Here is a 24324-nt window from a genome sequence, read left to right on the forward strand (position 1 = left end):
TGCGCCCTCAACCCTCAACCCGCGGCCTGCGGCCTGTGGCGTGCGGACGTGTGGCGTGCGGCGTGCGGGCTTGCGGCGTGCGGGCCTGCGGCCTGCCGCCTCCGGGCCCCGCGCTCGTGCCTCTCTTCCGCGAGCGGGCCAGATCTACAGCCCGCGGGCCCCGTCCCGCTCTGCTCCGGGCAGGCAACCCGCCGCCGAGCACGGCCGCAAGCGGCATCCACGGGCCTACGTCGTGGCACCCTTCCGGGATCACGCCCACCGGGCCTCCGGACTTCCGGGCTTACTCGTTCCTCGCGGGCTTACTCGCCTCTTTCGGGCTCGCCCGCCCCTTCCGGGCTTACTCGCTCCTTGCGGGCTCGCCCGCCCCTCCCGGGCTTACTCGCCTTCTCCGGGCTCACCCGCCCTCTCCGGGCTTACTCGCCTTCTCCGGGCCCGCCCGCCCCTTCCGGGCTCACCTGCTCCTCTCGGGCTCGCCCGCTCCTCCCAGGCTTACTCGCCCCTTCCGGGCTCACTCGCCCCTCCCGGGCTCACCCGCCCCCTCCGGGGCTGGAGCCCCCGGAGGGGGCGGGTGGGTGGGAGATGAGCGCGGGACGGCGCAGCCGGAGGCGGCACGGCGCCGCGAACCGGCACCACAGGCGCCGACCCCGGCATCACCTCGGATCCCCGGTGCCGCGAACCGTTGCCGGTAGGCGTGGACCCGGCAAGGCTCCAGAGCCCCGCTGCCGCGCAACCATCACTACGGGCGTCGGCCTCGGCGAGCCCCCGGAACCCCGGAGCCGCGTATGGAAGACGGCAGGCGCCGCCCCCGGCACGGTTCAGGAACCCCGGTGCGGCGCAATAGGCACTGCCCCGGTCGGGGCCGGAGCCCCCGGAGGGGGCGGGCGGGTGGGAGTTGAGCGGGCCGGCGCAGCCGGAGAAGGCACGGCGCCGCGAACCCGTGGCGGCAGGCGTCGCCCTCGGAGAAGCCCCGAAATCCCGGTGCGGCGTACCGGTAATGGCGGGCCCGGCCCCGGTACAGGCCCTGTGGAGCCCCGGCCCCGCGCGACCGTCACGGCGGCCCCTGCCCCGGTACAGGCCCCGGAGCCCCGGCTCCGCGTCACCGTCACGGCGACCCCCGCCCCGGTACAGGCCCCGGAGCCCCGGCTCCGCGTCACCGTCACGGCGACCCCCGCCCCGGTACAGGCCCCGGAGCCCCGGCCCCGCGCAACCGTCACGACAACCCCCGCCCCGGCACAGCCCCCAGAACCCCGGCCCCGCGCCACCGTCACCGGTGACGCCGACCCGCCCCCGCCCGACCCGCCAACCCGCAGGCGTAACCTGACCAGCCACACCAGACCGCCACACCTGACCGCCCGACCAGACCGCCCACGCCAGCCGAACCGGGGGACCCGACCCGTGCCCGCTCCAGACGGCCCCGCCGTCACCCGCTCCACCCTGCGCCAGCAGATCGCGGACGCGCTGCGCGACGAGATCCTGGCGGGACGCCTCAGCCCCGGCCAGGAATTCACCGTCAAGGAGATCGCCGAGGGCTACGGGGTGTCGGCCACCCCCGTCCGCGAGGCCCTCGTCGACCTGTCCGCCCAGGGCCTCCTCGACTCCGCGCAGCACCGCGGCTTCCGCGTCCACGAGTACTCGCTCCCGGACTACCGGGCGATGATCGAGGCCCGCAGCCTCGTCGCGGACGGAATCTTCCGCGGCCTCTCCGCCGACCCGTCCCGCGCCCCGCAGACCGCCGACGACCTCTCCGGCGTCCGCCGCCGCGGCGAGGAGGCGGCCCGTGCCGCCCGGGGCGGCGACCTGAACGTCCTCATCGGCTACGACCTGCGTTTCTGGCGAGAGCTCTCCGCCCTCTTCGGCAATCCGTACCTCTCCGACTTCTTCCACCGCCTGCGCGTCCAGTCCTGGATGTGCGCCGTCCCGCACCTGCGCGCCGCGGGCGATCTGAGGGGCCGGCTGTGGGCGGGCCACTGCGAACTGGTCGACGCGCTCGTGAACCGCGATCCCGAGGCCGCGCAGGCGCTCATCGACTCCTACAACGACGACTCGCTCTCCTTGATCGAGGCTCTGACCGGCGCGTGAGCGGGTACTTCGACGAGAACGGGTAGGCGCAAGACAGGTCAACCCTGCGCCGCGTCCCACTACCCTGATGACGACGCCGATACCGTCCACCGCGCCGGAGCACTCCGGAGCACTGAGGAGCCCCCTTGGCCTGTGACCTGTGGCTCGTCCCCCTGGTCGACGTGCTGTGCCACAGCCCCGACAATCCGTTCGCCGAGGAACTCGCGCTCTACGACAAAGCGTTGAACGAGGCAGGACTGCCACCGGTGCCGGTCCACGCGTACATGCCGGGCCTGTCCGGGGACGTGGCCCCGATCGCGGGCTTCGACTACGACGCGCTGCACTTCCTGCGCCGGGCGTACCTCCTGCAGATCTGTGGCCTCGCCGTGACGCCGGTCGACGAACTGGGCGGTGACTACGAGCAGTTGCTGGAGATGTTCGAGTCGACGGCCCAGAGTTCCCATCTGGTCTGGCATTACGACCACGCGGGCGCGTACGTCCCCGTGGACTTCGCCGAACCGCTGTCCAACGAGGAACTCCTGGCGGGGGGCGGCCCGTTGGGCTCCTCGCACGCGTTGCTGCGGGAGCTGGAGTTCGTGGCGCCCGCGATTGGTATCGATCCGGGGAATCCGCCGCAGCCGCCGGCTCCGCCTGTTGCGCCGACGTCTCTTGAGGAGCCGGCCGCGGCCGTGCCCCTGGACGACAATCCGTTCGCCCGGGAGCGGCATGTGTGGCTGGGCCTGCACCAGGCGGCTACCCGGAGTCTGGCCCAGAGCTCCATGCTCATCTTCAGCTGACCGGACCTGTTGCGGTCGACCGTCCCTACGCCTCGGGGCTCCGCCCCGGACCCCGCTGCTCAATCGCCGCAGGGGCTTGAAATACCGGTGCCGCGCAACCCGGAACCAGGGGCTACCGCGGCTCCGGCGGGCGCTGGCGTGGCATGTTCGGGCGGGTCCCCGGCGGCAGCGGAAAGCGGCTGCTCGGCTGGTCCGCCGGGCGGGCCGCCGGGACGGACGCCTGCATGGTCAGCGGGGCCGGGCCGGACTTGAACTCCACCATCCAGTCCGCCGTCTCGGCCCGCACCAGCTCCGTCACGTCGTCCGAGAACCGCCGCAGCACCCCGAGGCACCGCTCGGCCGCCTCGCTGGCCGTCCCCTCGGTGGGCCCGAGGACCTCCCGTACGTTCTCCGAGGCCCAGTCGAACTGAAGGACCTGAAGGCGCCGCTGCACGGCCTGCGCCGTGGCCACGTCCCGTATCCAGCCGGACGTCAGACCGAAGTACCGGTCGCACCCGATGCACGCCACCGCGAGCAGCAGCGACAGATAGCCCCAGGGGGCCGCGCCGGCGAGGACGCCCGTCAGGTCGAGCAGCGGCAGCACTCCGCCGCAGACCGCGCCGAGGACCGTGCCGGTGCGCAGCGCCCGCGCGCCCCGCCGCTTCCACACCCGGTCGGAGAGGTACCAGTCCGCCGTGTCCAGGGCGCCCTTCTCGACCCAGCGGTACAGCTCGTCGAGCCGCTCGGCCGGTTCGCTCCAGTCGCCGAGCGGGAGCGCGCGGCCGGTGAGATCGCCCTGCCGGGGAATCTTCTTGCCGAGGCCGCCCCCGTCGCCGTCCTCGCCGGCGCCCGCCCCCTCCTGGGGTGCACCTTCGGGCTGCATCTCCGGCTGACTCACCCGGAACTCCCTCGACAGATCACGGCTGGGCCAGGCTCCGCACGGGTCGTGAGGGCCTGATGTGCAGCATCTTCCTACCGCCCAATGGGTGGCTGAACCCCAGTTTTCACCGGATCTCCGCCCGGAAGTGGTCCCGCATCAGGTATAGAAAGCAACCCATCTCACTCGAAAGAGTGCAGACCGGAAATGAGGCCCCGCATGCCCCGGGAGGCTTCAGGTCACCGGGGCGGGCGGCCCCCCGACCACGTAGGCTCGGATCCAGGGGCACCGGCGGACAACCGCAGACATACGCCCCGTCCTGACGACGTGCAACGGACCGGAAGCGGACCGGAACAGGAGCTGATCGTGATCCCCGGTGGTGGCCAGCCCAATATGCAGCAGCTGCTCCAGCAGGCCCAGAAGATGCAGCAGGACCTCGCGCAGGCTCAGGAGGAGCTGGCGCAGACGGAGGTCGAGGGCCAGGCGGGCGGCGGTCTCGTCAAGGCGACGGTGACCGGGGGCGGTGAGCTGCGCAATCTCGTGATCGACCCGAAGGCGGTCGACCCGGAGGACACCGAGACCCTCGCCGACCTGGTGGTCGCGGCGGTCGCGGCGGCGAACGAGAACGCTCAGACGCTCCAGCAGCAGAAGCTCGGCCCGCTCGCCCAGGGACTCGGCGGCGGTGGCGGCATTCCGGGTCTCCCCTTCTGACCCCGCCGCCAACTACCGTACGTACCAAGCGACAACCGTAAGCAGCAGGAAGGCAATCCGTGTACGAAGGCGTGGTCCAGGACCTCATCGACGAGTTGGGCAGGCTGCCCGGCGTCGGTCCCAAGAGCGCGCAGCGGATCGCTTTCCACGTGCTTCAGGCGGAGCCCACCGACGTACGGCGGCTCGCGCAGGCGCTGATGGAGGTCAAGGCGAAGGTCCGCTTCTGTGCGACGTGCGGCAACGTCGCGCAGGAGGAGCTGTGCAACATCTGCCGCGACCAGCGGCGGGACGGTTCCGTGATCTGTGTCGTGGAGGAGCCGAAGGACGTCGTCGCGATCGAGCGCACCCGTGAGTTCCGCGGGCGGTACCACGTGCTCGGCGGCGCGATCAGCCCGATCGAGGGCGTGGGACCCGACGATCTGCGGATACGGGAGCTGCTCGCCCGCCTCGCGGACGGCACGGTCACCGAGCTCATCCTCGCCACCGACCCGAACCTCGAGGGCGAGGCCACAGCGACGTACCTCGCCCGCATGATCAAGCCCATGGGCCTGAAGGTCACCCGCCTGGCCAGCGGCCTCCCCGTCGGGGGCGACCTGGAGTACGCGGACGAGGTGACCCTCGGCCGCGCCTTCGAGGGGAGAAGACTCCTAGATGTCTAAGACGCCACAGAAGTCGCCGGTGAAGGCGCCGGCGGCCCAGCAGCCGTCGACGCCGGACGCGGTCGCGCTGCACTCGACCACCCAGGACCCCGACGACTTCGCCGTCCAGATCTCGGACCAGGTCGAGTCGTTCATCGTGGCCGTGACGGAGATCGCCAAGGGCGACGAGCCGGACTCGGCGGTGCCCTTCCTGCTGCTCGAGGTCTCTCAACTGCTGCTCGCGGGCGGCCGGTTGGGCGCGCACGAGGACATCCTCCCCGACGAGCGCTACGAGCCGGACCTGGGCGCCGAGCCGGACATGGACGACCTGCGCGAGCGGCTCGCCGTGATGCTCGACCCGGTCGACGTGTACTCCGAGGTCTTCGACCCGTACGAGCCGCGCAAGGCGCCGGTCGCCGCGCGGATCTCGGACGACCTGGCGGACGTCGTCTCCGATCTGCGGCACGGCATGGCGCACTACCGCGCGGGCCGGATCACCGAGGCGCTGTGGTGGTGGCAGTTCTCGTACTTCTCCAACTGGGGGTCGACGGCCTCGGCCACGCTCCGCGCCCTTCAGTCCCTGGTGGCCCATGTCCGCCTCAACCAGCCGCTCGAGGACCTCGACGGCCTGGACACGGACGAGGACCTCTCGGCGGCCGAGGGCACGCTGGAGGAGGAGGCGGGCCAGGTCATGGCCGAGGAGATCGCGGGCCCCTTGGGCCTGCGCCCGGTGAAGTAGCGATGGCGCAGTGACCAGCGCCCCGACAGGGGCGCGGGGAACTGCGCACGCCGACCCCGGCCGACCGCAGCAACGATGTGACCCGCCCCACGTTCCCGGTTACCCCGGCAAGGGACGGGCATGCGACTGTCCGGAGCGGCCGGAGATCGGCAAACGGAAACCTGGTGATCAAGTCGTGGGCGGGACATCTCACGGAGTGATACGGCCGGGGCGGATTTCGGCCGCTCGTTAAACTGAGCCGACCGCAGTGCGCATACGTACATGCGGTGACAGACGGACTGAGCGAGGAGCGCACGTGGGCCTTGTCGTGCAGAAGTACGGAGGCTCCTCCGTTGCAGATGCCGAGGGCATCAAGCGGGTCGCCAAGAGGATCGTCGACGCCAAGAAGAACGGCAACAAGGTTGTCGTTGTGGTGTCCGCGATGGGTGACACGACGGATGAGTTGATCGATCTCGCCGGACAGGTATCTCCGATTCCTGCCGGGCGCGAATTCGACATGCTGCTGACCGCCGGAGAGCGGATCTCCATGGCCTTGCTGGCGATGGCGATCAAAAACCTGGGCCACGAGGCCCAGTCGTTCACGGGCAGTCAGGCCGGTGTCATCACCGACTCGGTCCACAACAAAGCACGGATCATCGACGTCACTCCGGGGCGCATCCGGACCTCGATCGACGAGGGCAACATCGCCATCGTCGCCGGGTTCCAGGGCGTCAGCCAGGAGGGCAAGAACATCACGACCCTGGGTCGTGGTGGGTCCGACACCACCGCTGTCGCCCTCGCCGCCGCGCTCGACGCCGAGGTCTGCGAGATCTACACGGACGTCGACGGCGTGTTCACCGCCGACCCGCGCGTCGTGAAGAAGGCGCGGAAGATCGACTGGATCTCCTTCGAGGACATGCTGGAGCTCGCCAGCTCCGGGTCGAAGGTGCTGCTCCACCGCTGCGTGGAGTACGCCCGTCGGTACAACATCCCGATCCACGTCCGCTCCAGCTTCAGTGGGCTGAAGGGCACGTGGGTCAGCAACGAGCCGATCGAGAAGAACCAGCAAGGGGAAAAGGGCGTGGAGCAGGCCATCATCTCCGGTGTCGCGCACGACACCTCCGAGGCGAAGATCACCGTCGTCGGGGTACCGGACAAGCCGGGCGAGGCCGCGAAGATCTTCCGGGCCGTCGCGGACGCCCAGATCAACCTCGACATGATCGTGCAGAACGTGTCGGCGGCCTCCACGGGCCTGACCGACATCTCCTTCACGCTTCCCAAGACCGAGGGCCGCAAGGCCATCGACGCCCTGGAGAAGCAGAAGGCGAGCGTCGGCTTCGACTCGCTGCGCTACGACGACCAGATCGCCAAGATCTCCCTCGTCGGCGCCGGCATGAAGACGAACCCGGGCGTCACGGCCGGCTTCTTCGAGGCGCTCACCGACGCGGGCGTGAACATCGAGCTGATCTCGACCTCCGAGATCCGTATCTCGGTCGTCACGCGCGAGGACGACGTGAACGAGGCCGTGCGCGCCGTGCACTCCGCCTTCGGGCTCGACTCGGACTCCGACGAGGCCGTGGTCTACGGAGGCACCGGCCGCTGATGGCCGAGGCACCCGTGCGGCGTCCGACGCTCGCGGTCGTGGGAGCGACCGGGAGCGTCGGCGCCGTTCTGCTTCAGATCCTTTCGCAGCACGCGGACATCTGGGGCGAGATCCGGCTCGTGGCCTCCGAGCGCTCGGCGGGGCGCAAGCTCACCCTGCGCGGCGAGGAGGTCGAGGTCGTCGCGCTGACGGAGTCCGTCTTCGACGGGGTCGACGTCGCGATGTTCGACGTACCCGACGCCGTGGCCGCGCAGTGGGCACCCATCGCCGCCGCCAAGGGCGTCGTGGTGGTGGACAACTCGCCCGCCTTCCGGATGGACCCGGACGTACCGCTCGTCGTCCCCGAGGTGAATCCGCACGCCGCGCGCGTGCGGCCGCGCGGCATCATCGCGAACCCGAACTGCACGACGCTTTCGATGATCGTGGCGATCGGGGCGCTGCACGCCGAGTTCGGTCTGCGCGAGCTGGTCGCGTCCAGCTATCAGGCGGTGAGCGGGGCGGGCCGCGCCGGGGTCGAGACGCTGCGCGCGCAGCTCTCCCTCGTGTCCGGTTCCGAACTCGGGACCACCCCGGGTGACCTGCGCCGTGCCGTCGGCGACCGGACGGGTCCTTTCCCCGAGCCCGTGGCGCTCAATGTCGTGCCCTGGTCGGGCACGCTGTGCGAGGACGGCTGGTCGTCGGAGGAGATGAAGGTGCGGGACGAGTCCCGCAAGATCCTCGGCCTGCCGGACCTGAAGGTCGCGGTCACCTGTGTGCAGGTGCCCGTCGTCACCACGCACTCCCTCACCGTGCACGCCCGCTTCCAGAGCGAGGTCACCGTCGACCGGGCGCGCGAGATCATCGCGACCGCGCCGGGCGTCGTGCTCTTCGACAATCCGGCCGCCGGTGAATTCCCCACGCCGGCCGACGCGGTGGGCACCGATCCGACGTGGGTGGGCCGCGTGCGGCGTTCGCTCGACGATCCGACCGGGCTCGAACTCTTCGTCTGCGGGGACAATCTGCGCAAAGGTGCGGCTTTGAACACCGCGCAGATCGCCGAGCTGGTGGCGGCCGAGCTCGCCGCGATGTGAGCTGCGGCTCTTTCGGTGCCCGTGATGCGGGCAGCCTCTTCCTATTCGTGTGTCCGCCCATAAGATTCTGTGTGAGTTTTGTGTAAGGCGTTTTCCCTCCCCGTCCTGCAACCGCGCGCAGGGCGGGGAGCGTCTTTGCGGTCGCCCCCCTGAGGCGTCGACCGGCATCGGGCATACGGGGCATAAGGGAAGAGTGTGGTGCGCATGTCGGCAATCGAGGCGGCGTCATCGGTGGGGATGACGAGGTCCGTCGCAAATGGGGCGCCTGACGCGTACAACCTTGACGGGGGGAAGCTTGTCCAACAGGCGTGGCAGAAGTACTGGACTTCACAGCGGTACGGGCGACAGGCGCGGCTCTGCAACCGCCCCTGGTGCCCCTCGCACCCCTTGGAACCCGGCGTGTCCGGGCAGCCGGCGGCATGCCGGTGATCGCCCCCATGCCCGCGGCGCGCCCGGCGCGCGTTCCAGCACAGGGTGCTGACGAGTCGATGACGCAGGCCGGTACCTCCGTCGACCATCTCACCGAGACCTATCGCGCCCATTACCGCTCCTTGCTGGGGCTCGCGGCGCTGCTTCTCGACGACACCGCCTCCTGCGAGGACGTCGTGCAGGAGGCGTTCATCCGCGTGCACTCGGCGCGCAAGCGCGTCCGGGACCCGCAGAAGACGCTCGCGTATCTGCGGCAGACCGTCGTCAACCTGTCGCGGTCCACGCTGCGCCGCCGCATCCTCGGCCTGAAGCTGCTCACCAAGCCGATGCCGGACATGGCGAGCGCGGAGGAGGGTGCGTACGACCTCCTGGAGCGGGACGCCCTGAAGAAGGCGCTGCGCGGGTTGCAGCGACGCCAGCGCGAGGTCCTCGTCCTGCGATACTTCGCGGACATGACGGAGGCGCAGGTGGCCGAGTCCCTCGGGATATCGCTCGGCTCGGTCAAGGCGTACGGATCGAGGGGCATCGCGGCGCTGCGCGTCGCCATGGAGGAGCCAGCATGAACCACCATCTCGACGGCGGCCCGGGCCGGGCGGCCGACGAAGTGAGTGAGGCAGACCGGCACTCCCCGGACTCCGCCGACACCGAAGGGCTCGGTGACGACGAGCTCGCGGTCCGCCGGATGATGCGGCAGGCCGTCGTGGACCTCGAGCCCTCGGAGCAGGCGCTCGACGAGCTGCACCGGGCCGTCCCCGCCCGCCGCGCGCGCAAGCGGCAGGCCGCCGTGGGCGCGATCGCCGTGGGCGTGTTCGCGGCGATGGCGGTGCCCGCGGTGCTGCATGTGACGAGCACCGACTCCTCGGGCGACCGGCCGTCCATCGCGGGCAACAGCAGCGACGCCACGCGCGGCGGGGCGACCTCGGGCACGGCGTCCGGCGGCGCGGGCCACGGCGACACCGGCAAGCCCTCGCACGCCAAGGACAAGGGCAAGGGCGCCAAGAAGGACAAGAAGGGCGACGGCCGCAAGGCCTCGGGCGGCGCCACCGCGGGCGCCGACCCGGCCTCCACCGCGGCCGCGACCTCGCCCACCTGTGAGGCGAGCGAGCTGGGCAATCCGCAGGCCAGCGTCAGCGCGCCCGACGGGGCCGGCAAGGTCTACGGCTCGTTCCGCGTCTCGAACGTCTCGGGCTCCAACTGCACGGTGGACAGCGCCGGCTCCGTGGTCACCGTCGCGCAGGGCGCGGCCGACCCGGCCAAGGTCAGCGTCGTCGACCACACCCCGGGCGACGGCTCCGGGCTGCCCGACCCGTCGACCGAGCCGAGCCAGGTGATCCTCGAACCGGGCAAGGCGTACGAGGTGCGGTTCGCGTGGGTGCCGTCCGCGTCCTGCTCCGCGACCGGTGGGAGCAGCGGGGGCAGTGGTGGCGGCGACCCGTCCCCCTCGCCGACGCCGACCGGCGACGCGTCGAACGGGGGCGACGCCACGACCGGCACGGAGACGCAGACGACGACGCAGCTCGGCTCCGACGGGGGTGCGGAAGGCAGCGTCGCGGTGTCCCACACGGCGGAACCCGGCGCCCCGACCGCGGCGACCACCATCTCGAACGCCTGCGAGGGCACGGTCTACCGGACGGGTCTGCTGCCGGCGTCCTAGTTCACCGTGAGCAATCCGCCGCTCTCGGGGCAGAGCCCCGAGGCGTCACGCCGGTTCGGCGATACCCAGTTCCGCGTCCCGGAGGGCCTCCGCCTCGCGGCGGACCAGGCGGAACCACATGAAGACCACGAACCCCGCGAACACGAACCACTCACCCGTGTACCCGAGGTTCTGGAACGCCTTGAGGTCGAGCCCGCTGCCCTCCGGCGCCGTGGCCGGAACCGCCGTCATCCCGGAGTCCGCCTTGTCGAGCGTGACCCACCCGTCGTACACGTCGTACGGGACGAGGTTCACCAGGGACGCCGCGCTGATCACGCCGACCTGCCCGGCGGGCAGCCCACCCGCGGTGGTCACCCCGCTGGAGGTCGGCGACTCCGAGGCCTGGAGCGCCCCGACGACCGTGACCTCCCCCTTCGGCGCCGCGGGCGCCTTCGCGGCGGACGCCTTGCCCGGCACCCAGCCGCGCACCACCGGCAGCGCCTTCCCGGTGCCCTCGACCTTGAGCAGCGTCACGACGTAGAAGCCGCTGCGCTCGCCGAGGTCCCGCTGGGGCACCAGGAGCTGCTTGCCGTAGTGGCCGGTCGCCGTGGCCCGCTTCCCGGAGGTCTTCTGGTCCACGGGCAGCAGCGAGTCGAGCGGCTGCGGCGCCGACTTCTCGTTGACCTGCGACTGCTTGGCCGCGGACTCGTGGTCCTGTACCCGGCCCTCGAAACGACTGAGCTGCCACGAGCCCATGAAGATGCACACGGGGATCGCGAGCAGGACGAAGATGTTGATCCCCCACCAGCGCGGGGTCAGGAGGAACCGGTACACACCCCCACGGTACGGGGTCCGAAATGCTGTCCCTTCCCGGGGGCAACCCCCGGACCCCCGGCCGGACAAGCAGGTCGGCCGCTGCGACCGGCCAGGGGCCCGTAAGCCTCAGCTCGGCAAGTGGCGCTTCGCGAAGTCCAGTTCGAGCGCGACCTGCTTGATGCGCTCCTCGACGACGAGCGAGCCGTGCCCCGCGTCGTACCGGTAGACCTCGTGGGTCGCGTCGCGTGCCGCGAGCCGGTCCACGTAGTTGAGGATCTGCTGGAGCGGGCACCGCGGGTCGTTGACCCCCGCCGAGATGTAGACCGGCGCCTTCACGTCGTCCACGTACGTGAGCGGGGACGACACCCGGTACCGCTCGGGCACCTCTTCCGGCGAACCGCCGAACAGCGTGCGGTCCAGGGCCTTGAGCGCCTCCATCTCGTCCTCGTACGCCGTCACGTAGTCGGCGACCGGCACCGCGGCGAGCCCCACGGCCCACGCGCCCGGCTGCGTGCCGACGCCGAGCAGCGTCAGATAGCCGCCCCAGGAGCCGCCCGCGAGGACGAGGCGCTCCGGGTCGGCGAGCCCGGAGGAGACGGCCCACTCGCGGACGGCCGCGATGTCCTCCAGCTCGATCAGGCCGACGCGGTGCTTGAGCGCGTCCGTCCACTCACGGCCGTACCCGGTCGAGCCCCGGTAGTTGACCCGGACCACCGCGTACCCGTGGTCGACCCAGGCCGCCGGGCCCGCCGCGAACGCGTCGGAGTCGTGCCAGGTCGGCCCGCCGTGGATCTCGAAGACGGTGGGCAGCGGGCCGCTCGCGCCCGCCGGCTTCTGCACGAGGGCGTGGATGCGGCCCCCGGGGCCCTCCACCCACACGTCCTCGACGGGGACGGAGGCCGGGGCCTTCATGCCGGGCGGGTCGAGGACGACCTCTCCCGTGGTGGAGCGCACGACCGACGGCTCGGCGGCCGACGACCACAGGTATTCGACGCTGCCGTCGGGCCGCGCGGAGGCGCCGGAGACCGAGCCGACCGGGGTGTCGACCTTCGTCAGCGCGCCCGTCGCGAACTCGTAGCGCCACAGCTCGCCGCGGGCCTCGAATTCGTGCACGACGAGGAGCGCCGAGCCGTCCGGGTACCACTCCGCCGACACGTCGCCCGGCAGGTCGAGCGCCAGGTCGGTCTCCTCGCCGGTGGCGACGTCCCAGACCATCGGCTCCCAGCGGCCGCGCCGCTGGTGCCCGACGAGCAGCCGGGTGTCACCGGCCACGGGCGCGAAGCCGAGCACTTCGAGGCCGAGGTCCTCGGTGCCGCCCTTGGAGTCGTCGAGCTCCGCGACCGTCGAACCGTCGAGCCGGAGCACGCGGAGCGCTCCGTGCATCGCGTCGCCGTGCTCCGTGTGCTCGATCGCGATCAGCGTCCCGTCGTGCGACAGGTCGCCGACGCCCGCGGACTCGCGGTGCCGGTAGATCTCGGCGGGGGAGTCGGCGCCGGGGCGCACCACGTGGATCGTCGTGCCGTCCTCGTCGGTGGAGCAGCCGATCACGGCCGTGTGCCCGTCGCGGCCGAGGGCCAGGCCCGCCGAGTAGGAAGGCGCGAGGCCGGGGACCGCCTCGACGTCCTCGCCGCCCGCGAAGGGCTGGCGCAGCCAGGTCCCGAACTCGTCCCCGTCCGTGTCGTCGAACCACCAGATCCACGCGCCGTCGGGCGTGAGCACGCCGTCCGTCGTCCCGTTCGCCCGGTTCGTCGCGCGGCGCTGCTCGCCCGTGGCCCGGTCCCAGGCGTACAGCTCGTACGTCCCCGTGGCGTTCGACACGAACAGGGAGCGGTCCGGCGCGTCCTCCGCCCAGTCGGGCAGGGAGACGCGCGGTGCCCGGAACCGCTTCTCCCAGTCGGGCATGGAATCGGTGGCGGGCACGGCGTTGCTCTCAGTCATGCCCCCATAGTGCCTGCCCCCACCGGCAATCCGCGGGGGAGCGGACGCGGCCCGGCCGGAATGGTGCGTTCCGAGGGGAGCGGCCGGGCCGGCCTTCGCAGGTGCTCCCGCTGTGTCGCGCCTGCACGCCGTCTTCGACAGCGCTCGGGCGTGGGATGAAGAGCACCGACGCAATTCATCCGCGCGACCGTGCGTGCGCCGACGGTGAAGCGAATGTACGCCTGAGTGCCCCGGCCCGGAACAGCCTTCGCGCATATCTGTGCGAGTGGTTTCGGCGGCCGTGCCCGAGGGCTCCGGCCGCCGGAAATCTCCTGCCCCTACTTCAGCCCGTGCCTCCTGGCCACCATCCGTTCGGCCGCCGCGCGGGGCAGCGCCCGGCGCAGCGCGAACACGAGGGGCGCGTTGCTGCCCACCGCGTACAGCGGCCGCGGCCGCCCCGCCTCGATCGCGGTGACGATCTTCGCGGCGACCTTCTCGGCCGAGATCCCGTGCGCCTCATTGGAGTTGAGGGCGGCGAGCATCGTGTCGTAGGCGGCACGGAAGGGCGAGTCCTTCGCCACGTACTGGGTGCGCCGCTCGCTGATGCCGGTGGCGATGGAGCCCGGCTCGACCGTCGTGATGCCGACGCCGAACGGGGCGTACTCGCGCCGCGCCGCGCTCGCGAAGCCCTTGATCGCGGCCTTCGAGGCGACGTAGGAGGACCGGTAGGCGAGCGGGAAGCTGGCCAGCATCGAGCCGACCATCACCACCCGGCCGCGCCGCCGCTCCCGCATCCCCGGCAGCAGCAGCTGGCTCAGCCGCACCGCCCCGAACACGTTGAGCTGGAAGAGCCGCCGCACCGCGTCCATCGGCAGCTCCTCGAACGGGCCGCTCTGCGATTCCCCGGCGTTGTTGACGAGCACGTCGACCTCGCCGACCGAGCGCGCGAGGGTCTCGATGCTCTCCTCGTCGGAGAGGTCGAGCGGCAGATACTCCACGCCCGGCACCGGTGAGGCGACCTTCCGGGGGTCCCGGCTGGTCCCGTACACCTTGTAGCCGCGCTTGAGCAGCGCCGCCGCGACCGCCGCCCCGATGCCCGAAGAGGCCCCCGTCACCAGGGCCGTGCCCCGCGTACTCATGCGAGGCTCCGCGCGAGCGCGCGCCCGGCGGCGCGTCCGGAGAAGATGCAGCCGCCGAGGAAGGTCCCCTCCAGCGCGTTGTACCCGTGCACGCCGCCGCCGCCGAATCCGGCGACCTCCCCGGCCGCGTACAGCCCTTCGAAGACGGACTTGTCGGGCCGCACGACCTGCGAGTCGAGGTTCGTCTCCAGACCGCCGAGCGTCTTGCGCGTGAGGACGTGCAGGCGTACGGCGATCAGCGGGCCCTGCGCCGGGTCGAGGAGGCGGTGCGGCTTGGCGACGCGGGTGAGGCGGTCGAAGAGGTACGAGCGGGCGTTGCGGATCGCCATCATCTGGAGGTCCTTGGAGTACCCGTTGGCGACCTCCCGGTCCCGCGCGACGATCTCGCGCTCGACCTGCTCGTAGGAGACGGGAGTCGACGGCGTCAGCTCGTTCATCCCGGCGACGAGGTCCTTCAGGTTCCGCCGGACGACGAAGTCCTCGCCCTTGTCGAGGAACGCCTGGATCGGTCCGGGCGCGCCCTTCTTCACGCGCTGGAGGACCAGCTTCAGGTCCTTGCCTGTGATGTCGGGGTTCTGCTCGGATCCGGAGAGCGCGAACTCCTTCTCCACGATGGCGCGGGTCAGGATGAACCACGTGTGGTCGTGGCCGCTCCCGGTGATGTGCTTGAGCGTGGCGAGGGTGTCGTGACCGGGGAAGAGCGGCGCGGGCAGCCGCTTGCCCTCCGCGTCCAGCCACAGCGAGGACGGGCCGGGGATGATCCGGATGCCGTGTCCCGGCCAGATCGGGTCCCAGTTCTTCAGGCCCTCGGTGTAGTGCCACATGCGGTCGCGGTTCACGAGCGAGGCGCCGGCGCCCTCGGTGATCTCCAGCATGCGCCCGTCGACGTACGCGGGGACGCCGGTGACCATGGACTCGGGGGCGGTGCCCATGCGCTCGACGGGCCAGTTCTTCCTGACCAGTTCGTGGTTGGCGCCGATGCCGCCCGAGGTCACGACGACGGCCTTGGCGCGCAGTTCGAAGTCGCCGACGGTCTCACGGGACGAGGCGACACCGCGCGCCGCGTCGGAGGGTTCGAGCAGCGAGCCGCGCACGCCGACGGCGGCGCCGTCCTCCACGATCAACTCGTCGACCTGGTGCCGGTACTTGAAGTCGACGAGCCCGCGCTCGGCGGCCGCGAGCACCGGCTCGCGGAAGACGCGCACGACCTCGGGCCCCGTCCCCCACGTGATGTGGAAGCGCGGCACGGAGTTCCCGTGCCCGGTGGCCGTTCCGGACCCGCGCTCGGCCCACCCGACGTTCGGGGTGACCTTCAGCCCGAGCCCGGCCAGATAGTCCCGCTTCTCCTCGGCGGCGAACCGCACATAGGCCTCGGCCCACTTGCGCGGCCAGTGGTCCTCGTCCTCGCGGTCGAAGCCCGCGGAGCCGAGCCAGTCGGCGAGGGCCAGCTCGTAGGAGTCCTTGATCCCCATGCGCCGCTGCTCGGGGCTGTCGACGAGGAAGAGTCCGCCGAGCGACCAGAACGCCTGGCCCCCGAGGTTCGCCTCGTTCTCCTGGTCGACCAGCACGACTCGCTTGCCCGCGCGAGTGAGCTCGTACGTCGCGACGAGTCCGGCGAGGCCGGCCCCCACGACGATGACATCGGCGGTGGTGTCACTCATGCGCTCTCCAACGGTGTGCTGTAGGCGTCCAGTACGTTCATGAAGAGGGCCTCGCGACGGGCCCGTACGGCCGCGTCGTCCGGCTGAAGCAGAACCTGCACGGTGGTTCCGTCGTGCACGGCCACCAGGGCGTCGCCCAGGGCCCGTTCGTCGGTGACCCGGCGGCCGAGCCGGCCGAGCGCGGTCACGAACACCGGCAGGATCGCGTCGCGGATGGCCTCCTCGCGGGCGGCCATCACCCGGCGCAGGCCCGGATTGCGCAGCGCGTGCGCGGTGAACTCGGCGGTGATCCGGAACCAGGCGTCGTCGACGGGGGTGGCGTCGATCGCGGACCGCACGGCGGCCTCGGGATCATCCGGGTCGACACCGGCGAGGGCAGCCCGCACATCATCGAGCATCCGCGCGGACCGCTCCTCCCACAAGGCGAGAAACAGCTCGTCGAGCGAGGAGAAATTCGAGTAGAAAGCGCCGCGGGTGAACCCCGCGCGCTCACAGACCTGTTCGACCGTGGAGCGCCCGAAGCCCTCCTCGGCGAACACGTCGAGCGCGGCGTCGAGCAGCCGCTGCCGCGTCCGCGCACGCCGCTTGGTGACGGGCATCCTCGCCTCCCCGGTTGGATACGCGAACGTATTCGATACGTTCGTGTATCCACAAGGGGTCCGCGGAGGCCGGCGCGCGGGCCGTGCGTCAGCCGGTGAACACCTCGACGAACGACCAGATGGCCAGCGCGAGCATGCAGAAACCGCCCACCCGCTGAACGGTCTTGAGCGGCACCCGCTTGGCGATGAAGCGCCCGGCGACCAGGGCGAGCGCGGACACGGACATCAGGGCCGCCCACGAGCCGATCGCGGTCGACCAGGTGCCGTTCGTGGCGGCCAGGTTGGCGGTGGTGATCTGCGTGAGGTCGCCCCACTCGCTGATGAAGACGGCCATGAACGCCGTGCCGAAGACCGGCCAGAAACCGGTGACCGTCTTGGGGCCCGCCGAGTCCTCGTCGTCCTCGTCGTCGCCGCCCTTGAGGAGCATGAACGCGCCGAAGAGGAACATCAGGCCGGAGACGACCTTCACGATCCAGCCGGGCAGGAGGCCGAGCAGCGAGCCCGCGCCGACGGCGATGGCCACGTGCACGAGGAACGCGGCGGACGTGCCGAACCAGACGTACAGGGGCTTCATCCGGGTGCCCATGGCCAGGGAGGCGAACATGGTCTTGTCCGGGAGTTCGGCGAGGAAGATCAGCCCGAAGGCGGTGACGATCGCCAGGGGATCGAGATCCATGGGGATGCTTTCTGTGCGGGCCGGACCGGCGCGGTCCCCGTCCCGCTGCGTAGGGAGGACCACTCGACCCGGCAGCGGACACACGTAGGCACGGTCGCGTACGTGTGCTGTGTTCTGCCTGGTCGAAGGTCTCGCCCACCCGTCCCGCCGAGGCGGTCCGAGCCCGGCCACCGGGAACCCGGGGGTTCCAGTGTGTCGACGACCGGTTCGCGGGGCTACTCCCCTTCGCTTGCACGTCAAGGGTACACGTGGTCGATCCCGGGCCGCCCTGTGACGATCGTCGCGTGTAGTACGTCCGATGGACCCGGGGCGGGCGACACGGCGACGTACGGCCGTCCGGCTTGTACTTTTTGCGACATTCGGTCGATGCGATGTGTGCGACGGAACGGAACACGGCGTACGGGGACGGCAGCATGCGTGGCCGCGGCGGTCGCCGCGCTCCTCGTCTCCGGCACCGGCCGGTCGTCCGCGGACGACGGCCCCGGCCTCGGACGCCTCTCGGTCCGCGCCGAGCACCTCATACAGGAGGCGTCGAAGGCCGTCGCCGCGCACGAGAAGGCGCGGGCCGCCGCGCGCAAGGGCGAGCGCCGGCTCGCCGAGGCGACCAGAAGGCAGGCCGCCGAGCAGCGCAGGCTCGACGCGCTCAGGGCCACCCTCGGGCGCCAGGCACGCAGCGAGTACCAGGGCGCCTCGGGCCTCGGCACGGTGCTTCCGCTGCTCACCTCGTCCTCCCCGCAGCGGGCCCTCGACGCCGGCGTCCGCGCGGGCCGCGGCGACCGCGCCGCCCGGCAGCTCACCGACCGCGTCACCGAGTCCAGGAACCGGGTCGCCGACCGGCGCGCCGAGTCCGCCCGCATCGTGAAGGGGCTCAGGGCGCAGGAGAAGCGCCGGTCGGCCGCCCGCGACGACATCGAGGCGAAGCTGGAGCGGGCCGAGGCGGAGGTGCGGCAGGCGCGGGCCAGGGCCCTCGCGGCCGGGCCGCCGATGCCGACCGGAGGCGGGGCGTGCGGGCGCGGTGACATCGGCGCGCACGACCGGGCGGGCAAGGGCCGGACCTGGGTGAAGCCGGTGAGCCCCGCCCCGCTGTCGGCGGGCTTCGGCTCGGGCGGCCGCCTGTGGTCGCACACGCACACCGGCCAGGACTTCGCCGTGCCCACCGGGACGCCGGTGCGGGCGGTCGGCGCGGGCACCGTCGTCTTCACGGGCTGCGGCGACGGCTTCGGCAACCAGGTGGTCCTGCGGCACGCCGACGGCTACTACACGCAGTACGCCCACCTGTCCCGGATCGGCGTCAAGGCCGGCTCCCGCCTCGAAGCGGGCGAGCCGCTCGGCCTCTCCGGCGCGACCGGCAACGTCAGCGGCCCGCATCTGCACTTCGAGGTGCGCGTCACGCCGCGGTTCGGCTCGGGCATCGACCCGCTGCCGTGGCTGCGGGCGCGGGGGCTGAACCTGTGACGGGCCGGGTCGCCGGGGCTGTAATGGCGCAGTAACGGCCGCTTCCTAGGTTTCGGGCACCCCGTACCCTCCCCGAGGAGTGCCCGATGCCCCTGCCCCGACCGCCGAGGCGCAGACGAACCGCCTGGGCGGCGGCGTCGCTGACCGCGGCCGCCGCCCTGTTGGCCGGCGCGATACCCGCCGTCGCCGACCCCGCCCCCACGTCGGCCACCGTCGACTCCGCTCTGGAGAAGGCCGTCTCCCAGGGCGGCGACGCCACCTTCTTCGTCGTCCTCAAGGACAAGGCCGACCTGTTGGCCGCCAAGAAGCAGCGCACGCACGCGAAGGCCGCCGAGGCCGCGTACAAGGCGCTGAAGTCCACGGCTGCCGAGAGCCAGAAGCCGCTGACCGCCTTCCTCGACAAGGAGAAGGTCGGGCACAAGGACTACTGGATCACCAACGCCGTCCAGGTCACCGGCGACGAGGACCTGGTGAACAGGCTGGCCGGGCGCTCCGACGTCAAGGAACTCGTCAAGTCGCGGAAGTTCAAGATCGACGACAGCAGGACGCCGGGCGCCGAGGTCACCAGGACCCGTTCCGGCGTCGCGTCGTCCGCCGACGGCACGGACACCCCCGAGTGGGGCGTCTCCGACATCAAGGCCGACCAGGTCTGGGACCGGTACAAGGACCGCGGCGAGGGCATCGTCATCGCCAACGTCGACACCGGTGTGCAGTACGACCACCCGGATCTGGTGGCCAACTACCGCGGCAACAACGGCAACGGCACCTTCACGAACGACTACAACTTCTACGACCCGTCGGGCAACTGCCCCTCCGACGGCACCCCGTGCGACAACCAGGGCCACGGCACCCACACCATGGGCACGATGGTCGCCAAGAACGGCATCGGTGTCGCGCCGAACGCGAAGTGGATAGCCGCCAAGGGCTGCGAGACCGACGAGTGCTCGGAAGAGAACCTGCTCGCCGCCGGCCAGTGGATCCTCGCGCCGACCGACCACAACGGGCAGAACCCGCGCCCGGACCTCGCCCCGAACATCGTCAACAACTCCTGGGGCCAGAAGCAGGCCACCGTCCCCTTCTACGAGGACATCATCGACGCCTGGAACTCCGCGGGCATCTTCGAGGCGTTCGCGGCGGGCAACGACGGTGACGGCGTGACCTGTTCGACGGCCCACCCGCCGGGCGCGCAGGTCTCGACGTACACGGTCGGCGCCTACGACGCGGCCGGCAAGATCACGGACTTCTCCGGCTTCGGCCCCTCGCCGGTCGACGGCTCCGCCAAGCCGAACATCGCGGCGCCGGGCAAGAACATCACGTCGACGTACCCGGGCTCGAAGTACGCGGCCATGGACGGTACGTCGATGGCGACCCCGCACCTCGCGGGCGCCGTGGCCCTGCTGTGGTCGGCGGCCCCCTCGCTGGTCGGCAACATCGACGAGACCCGCAAGCTCCTCGGCGAGGGCGCGCTCGACGTCGACGACACCCACTGCGGCGGCACCGCCGCCATGAACAACGTCTGGGGCGAGGGCAAGCTCGACATCCTCTCCTCCATCGACAAGGCGCCGCACACCGCCGTCAACGTCACCGGCAAGATCACCGACAAGGACACCGGCGCACCCCTCGCCGGCTTCAACGTCAAGGCCACCGGCGCCGACGGCGACCACGTGGTGACCACCGGGCCCCAGGGCACGTACAAGATGACGCTGGCCCCGGGCACGTACGACTTCACGATCAACCAGTACGGCTACGCGGCCAAGACGGTCTCCGGTGTCGAGGTGATTGCCGACACCCCGCTGACCCAGGACATCGCGCTCACCCACCTCCCGCGGCACGCCGTCACCGGCACCGTCCTCGACGTCACCGGCAAGCCGCTGGCCAAGGCGACCGTCGCGGTCCCCGGCACCCCGGTCGACTCCGTCACCTCCGCCTCCGACGGCACGTTCACGCTGCCGAAGGTCGCCGAGGGCACGTACCCGCTGAAGGTGACGCCCGCCGCGCCCCTGCTCTGCAACGGCGAGTACACGGCCGAGCTGAAGGTTGACGGCGACGTGACCCGCACCGTCCGGCTCCCGGCACGGGCCGATGCTTCGGGCAACTCCTGCGCCCCGGCGGCGTACTCCTGGATCCCCGGCTCCAGCAAGGTCGCCCTGAGCGGTGACGAGGACGCCAAGACGGTCCCGCTGCCGTTCCCGGTCTCGTTCTACGGCGTGAAGTACACCAGCGCCGCGGTCACCACCGACGGCCTGGTCAACTTCCTCTCCTCGCGCATCGGCGACTACGAGAACGAGGCGCTGCCGACGGAGACCCAGCCGAACGGCATCGTCGCCCCCCTGTGGGACGACCTGACCCTCGACAAGAAGTCGACCGTGCAGACGGCCACCACGGGCGAGACCGGCAGCCGCAGGTTCGCGGTCGTCTGGAACAACGTCCTGTTCGCCGGGACCACTGACCGCGCCACCTTCGAGGCCGTCTTCGACGAGGCCACCGGCGCGATCACGTTCCAGTACCAGTCCGTCACGGGCAAGGGTGCCTCGGCCACCGTCGGCATCGAGAACCAGGCCGGCGACGACGCCCTCCAGTACTCCTACGACCAGGCCGTTGTGACGAACGGTTCGGCGATCCGCATCGCGCAGGGAGCCAAGTGATGAGAGCCCACACCTCACGGCGGGCGCTGACGCTCGCCTCCACCCTCGTCGCGGCGGGTCTGACGCTGACGGCGGCGCCGCCCGCGCCGGCCGCCGACTCCTCGACCGGGTCGACGACGCTGAGCGCGAGCGAGGCCAAGACCCTCGCCGACCACGTCAACGTCGACGTCTACGGGGACGACAACGAGTACGCGGCGAAGGACGACGGCTCCGGCGACGGCTCGACCACCGACGCCACCGTCGACCCGTCCACCAAGGTCACCTTCACCAACAAGTCCACGCTGGAAGGCGCGCGCGGCACCGCCGCCACCGTCCCGGCCGGCTCCGACGGCAGCTACTTCACCGTGCACAGCCTGGGCAACGTCCAGCTGCACAAGGCCGACGGCTCCACCGCCTGGGCCCGCACCAACGCCTCGCTCTACACGGACTGGCAGGCCAAGCCGGCCCAGGTCTGGCGCGTCGAGCCGTACCCGGCGCGCATCGTGATGGGCTACAACGCGGTCTCCCCGTCCTCGCCGTACTCGGACCAGGGTTTCGACACCGCCGACCTGACCGGTGACGGCACGAAGGACATCGTGTTCTCCGCGTCCGTCGGCCTCGGCGACCCCCGGGCGATCACCACGCCCGACTCGTCGTTGAAGGGCGGCACCTTCGTGTCGGTCCTCGACGGCAAGACCGGCAAAATGGTGTGGTCGAAGCTGTATTCGTTCGCCACCAACGTCAAGGTCGTCGACGGCACGCTGCTCATCGCCAACTCGCCCCGCCTGAACGGGTACGCGCCCGCGACGGAGACGGCCACCCTCACCGGCATCCGGTTCTCCTCCGCCGACGGCAAGCTCACCCCGTCGTCGACGTGGACGTACGACACCAAGTCGACGGCCGGTGTGAACTGGGGCGCCCTTGAGGCCGTCGGTGACGGCAAGGTCGCCGGGGTCTGGGACCTGCGCAAGACCGACACGAACGCCGCGCGCGGCCGTACCGTCGTCCTCGACACGGCCGACGGCTCGGTGAAGTGGGAGACGGACAGCGCCCTGTACGGTCGTCAGCTGCGCCTGGACGCTTCCCGCAACCGGGTCGTCGCCCTGGAGCAGGCGGACACCTCCGACGCCATCGAGTACCAGCTCGCCTCGTACGACCTGGCCGACGGCAAGCGGACCACGCTCGACACCCGCGCCAACGTCCTGCCCACCGCGCTGATGGTCGGTGACGCGGCGTCGGGCGGCGGAGCCGAGATCGCGGTCAGCGAGTCGGCGTACAACGCCTCGTACTTCGTGACCTCCAGCACGATCCGGGTCCTCGACGGCTCGGACGGCTCGACGGTCAAGTGGGCGTACACCACCAAGCGTTCCGCCGACAACAGCCACAACGGTGCCAGCGCCTGGACCCTCGCCGCCAAGGGCGGCGCGCTGTACGCCACCGCGAACGACGACCGGGCCCAGGACACCTCGCTCAACCCGGGCGGCCTGCGCTACGGCTCGCTGACCGCTTTCACCAGCGGCGGCAAGGTCAAGTGGCGTCAGAACGGCTACGACTCATCGCCCTTCTACCAGCAGATGTACTCCGCGGGCGGCGGCGACTACGTGCGCACCGTCGACCAGCAACAGAACATCCACGAGTTCAGCCTCGGCAACGGCAGCCAGAAGAGCCTGACGCCGCTTCAGGGCGACCTGTACACCGGCAAGGCCGCCGACTTCGACGGCGACGGCAAGAAGGACGTCGTCGTCGGCGGCTCCTCGCACGGCGTGTGGGCGTACTCGGGTACGTCGCTGGTCAACGGCGCCCCGAAGAAGCTGTGGCAGGCCACCGTCCCCGGCGAGGTGCACAACATCGCGACCGGTGACGTGAACGGCGACGGCACCCCCGATGTCGCCGTGGCCGCCGACAGCGCCACCGCCGTGCTCGACGGGAAGACCGGCAAGGTCCTCTCCACGATCGACGGCAAGGGCGCGTACGTCCGCTCGGTCACCGTCGCCGACGTCGACGACGACGGCAAGGCCGAGATCCTCGTCCCGACCGACGCACTGCGCGTGTACGACGCGAGCGGCACTCAACTGTGGTCGTACTCCGCGCCGTCGAGCGCGGGAGACGTAATCTTCTCCGACACGGTGGTCTCCGGCGGGCAGGTGTACACGCAGTACTCCAGCCCGAACGCGATCCAGGCCTCCGACGCGGTCGTCAACGGTGTCGCCCTCGACGGCAAGGGCGCCGTGAAATGGACCGCCGACCCGAAGGCCCCGAGCCAGGCGGCCGACGGCAAGCTGCACGGCGCGGTCCTGGTCAACGGCGTCTTCGCCTCGCCGAAGATCCCGTACGCGGACGGTCACGCGGTCGTCTACACCTGGATCGTCAAGGCCGACCCGACGGTGGACGGCGACCTCTCCACCGCCTCGCCGCGCGTGGTGACCGAGATCCGGGACGGGTGCACCGGTGAGCTGATCCGCCAGATCCTCGGCGGCAGCCCGTGGTCGCACGGCAACTACTTCACCGACGACCAGAACAACGTGCTCTACCACATGAGCTTCGGCGTGATGTTCGGCTTCCCGGGCGACGGCAAGGAAGACACGTACGCCTCGGTCGCGGCCCCGCTGCGGATGGCCGGGTTCATCAACGGCCCCGGCGGCCGGGAGCTGTTCGCGGGAGGCACCGAGTCCGGGCTCGCCGCGTACGACCCGTCGCAGCTGACCAACGGCGGGATCTTCCAGTCCGGCATCGGCGGCGCCACCCTGATGGGCGGCCGCAACTACCTCGCCGCCGACCTCGACGGCGACGGCACCGACGAAATGGTCTCACTCAACTTCGACCGCTTCGGCACCAACCGGATGGCGGAGCAACTGGGCGGCGGCGTCCTCTCCCTGGACGACGGCATCCACCAGATGTCGACGTTCAAGCTGTCCTGACCTGAA

Annotated in this window: 19 protein-coding genes; 12 read left to right on the top strand and 7 right to left on the bottom strand. The window is 71.2% G+C overall.

Going from position 1 to position 24324, the window contains the following annotated elements:
* The first annotated feature begins 1395 nt into the window (after positions 1 to 1395).
* Together ACNYS0_RS22345 and ACNYS0_RS22350 are read left to right on the top strand one after the other, a co-directional pair.
* Positions 1396 to 2079, top strand: a complete 684-nt coding sequence (locus ACNYS0_RS22345; RefSeq protein WP_422476215.1) for a GntR family transcriptional regulator — start codon at positions 1396 to 1398, stop codon at positions 2077 to 2079.
* Positions 2080 to 2204: 125 nt separating this feature from the next.
* A complete protein-coding gene (locus ACNYS0_RS22350; protein WP_422476217.1) occupies positions 2205 to 2855 on the top strand; it encodes a hypothetical protein in 651 nt (216 codons plus the stop codon).
* 112 nt (positions 2856 to 2967) lie between these two features.
* On the opposite strand, the gene ACNYS0_RS22355 is transcribed toward ACNYS0_RS22350, so the two are convergent.
* The gene (locus tag ACNYS0_RS22355; protein WP_422476219.1) at positions 2968 to 3732 is read right to left on the bottom strand and encodes an SLATT domain-containing protein; all 765 of its coding nucleotides are present in this window, start codon (positions 3730 to 3732) and stop codon (positions 2968 to 2970) included.
* A 345-nt stretch (positions 3733 to 4077) separates the two neighbouring features.
* Here ACNYS0_RS22355 and ACNYS0_RS22360 point away from each other — a divergent pair, with 345 nt between their 5' ends.
* The 7 genes from ACNYS0_RS22360 (at position 4078) to ACNYS0_RS22390 (ending at position 10534) form a co-directional block, all read left to right on the top strand.
* Positions 4078 to 4422, top strand: a complete 345-nt coding sequence (locus tag ACNYS0_RS22360; protein WP_422482751.1) for a YbaB/EbfC family nucleoid-associated protein — start codon at positions 4078 to 4080, stop codon at positions 4420 to 4422.
* 59 nt (positions 4423 to 4481) lie between these two features.
* The gene (recR, locus tag ACNYS0_RS22365; protein WP_306318459.1) at positions 4482 to 5081 is read left to right on the top strand and encodes a recombination mediator RecR; all 600 of its coding nucleotides are present in this window, start codon (positions 4482 to 4484) and stop codon (positions 5079 to 5081) included.
* The gene (locus ACNYS0_RS22370; protein WP_422476221.1) at positions 5074 to 5799 is read left to right on the top strand and encodes a DUF5063 domain-containing protein; all 726 of its coding nucleotides are present in this window, start codon (positions 5074 to 5076) and stop codon (positions 5797 to 5799) included. The genes recR and ACNYS0_RS22370 overlap by 8 nt, the downstream gene beginning before the upstream one ends.
* Positions 5800 to 6094: 295 nt before the next feature.
* The gene (locus tag ACNYS0_RS22375) at positions 6095 to 7381 is read left to right on the top strand and encodes an aspartate kinase (RefSeq protein ID WP_385763233.1); all 1287 of its coding nucleotides are present in this window, start codon (positions 6095 to 6097) and stop codon (positions 7379 to 7381) included.
* On the top strand, positions 7381 to 8451 hold the full coding sequence (locus ACNYS0_RS22380) for an aspartate-semialdehyde dehydrogenase (RefSeq protein WP_422476223.1): 1071 nt from the start codon (positions 7381 to 7383) through the stop codon (positions 8449 to 8451). The genes ACNYS0_RS22375 and ACNYS0_RS22380 overlap by 1 nt, the downstream gene beginning before the upstream one ends.
* A gap of 308 nt (positions 8452 to 8759) precedes the next feature.
* Positions 8760 to 9443 carry a SigE family RNA polymerase sigma factor gene (locus tag ACNYS0_RS22385; RefSeq protein WP_422476225.1) on the top strand — a complete coding sequence of 228 codons (684 nt, stop codon included), beginning with the start codon at positions 8760 to 8762 and terminating at the stop codon, positions 9441 to 9443.
* Positions 9440 to 10534: a hypothetical protein gene (locus ACNYS0_RS22390; RefSeq protein ID WP_422476227.1), complete on the top strand. Its 1095-nt coding sequence runs from the start codon at positions 9440 to 9442 to the stop codon at positions 10532 to 10534. Before ACNYS0_RS22385 ends, ACNYS0_RS22390 begins: the two co-directional genes overlap by 4 nt.
* A gap of 45 nt (positions 10535 to 10579) precedes the next feature.
* Here the strand turns inward: ACNYS0_RS22390 and ACNYS0_RS22395 are convergent, their stop codons facing one another.
* The 6 genes from ACNYS0_RS22395 to ACNYS0_RS22420 all read right to left on the bottom strand — a co-directional run bounded on the left by ACNYS0_RS22395 (position 10580) and on the right by ACNYS0_RS22420 (position 17321).
* On the bottom strand, positions 10580 to 11347 hold the full coding sequence (locus ACNYS0_RS22395; RefSeq protein ID WP_422476228.1) for an SURF1 family protein: 768 nt from the start codon (positions 11345 to 11347) through the stop codon (positions 10580 to 10582).
* A 108-nt stretch (positions 11348 to 11455) separates the two neighbouring features.
* Positions 11456 to 13267 (bottom strand): S9 family peptidase, encoded by a 1812-nt coding sequence (locus ACNYS0_RS22400; protein WP_422476230.1) that lies wholly within the window; start codon positions 13265 to 13267, stop codon positions 11456 to 11458.
* A 317-nt stretch (positions 13268 to 13584) separates the two neighbouring features.
* Entirely contained in the window at positions 13585 to 14385 is an 801-nt protein-coding gene (locus ACNYS0_RS22405; RefSeq protein ID WP_422476232.1) for an SDR family oxidoreductase, read from the bottom strand.
* Entirely contained in the window at positions 14382 to 16046 is a 1665-nt protein-coding gene (locus ACNYS0_RS22410; protein ID WP_422476234.1) for an FAD-binding dehydrogenase, read from the bottom strand. The genes ACNYS0_RS22405 and ACNYS0_RS22410 overlap by 4 nt, the downstream gene beginning before the upstream one ends.
* A complete protein-coding gene (locus tag ACNYS0_RS22415; protein ID WP_422476236.1) occupies positions 16043 to 16645 on the bottom strand; it encodes a TetR/AcrR family transcriptional regulator in 603 nt (200 codons plus the stop codon). The genes ACNYS0_RS22410 and ACNYS0_RS22415 overlap by 4 nt, the downstream gene beginning before the upstream one ends.
* 88 nt (positions 16646 to 16733) lie before the next feature.
* The gene (locus tag ACNYS0_RS22420; protein WP_422476238.1) at positions 16734 to 17321 is read right to left on the bottom strand and encodes a TMEM165/GDT1 family protein; all 588 of its coding nucleotides are present in this window, start codon (positions 17319 to 17321) and stop codon (positions 16734 to 16736) included.
* Positions 17322 to 17738: 417 nt separating this feature from the next.
* Between ACNYS0_RS22420 and ACNYS0_RS22425 the strand changes: the two genes are divergently transcribed.
* From ACNYS0_RS22425 to ACNYS0_RS22435, 3 genes are all read left to right on the top strand, one after another.
* A complete protein-coding gene (locus tag ACNYS0_RS22425) occupies positions 17739 to 18776 on the top strand; it encodes a M23 family metallopeptidase (protein WP_422476240.1) in 1038 nt (345 codons plus the stop codon).
* Positions 18777 to 18862: 86 nt separating this feature from the next.
* A complete protein-coding gene (locus ACNYS0_RS22430; RefSeq protein WP_422476242.1) occupies positions 18863 to 21421 on the top strand; it encodes a S8 family serine peptidase in 2559 nt (852 codons plus the stop codon).
* On the top strand, positions 21421 to 24318 hold the full coding sequence (locus ACNYS0_RS22435; protein WP_422476244.1) for an FG-GAP repeat domain-containing protein: 2898 nt from the start codon (positions 21421 to 21423) through the stop codon (positions 24316 to 24318). Before ACNYS0_RS22430 ends, ACNYS0_RS22435 begins: the two co-directional genes overlap by 1 nt.
* The last annotated feature ends 6 nt before the right edge of the window (positions 24319 to 24324 follow it).

It is taken from the genome of Streptomyces anthophorae, assembly GCF_049310305.1.
In the GTDB taxonomy this organism is placed as follows: domain Bacteria; phylum Actinomycetota; class Actinomycetes; order Streptomycetales; family Streptomycetaceae; genus Streptomyces.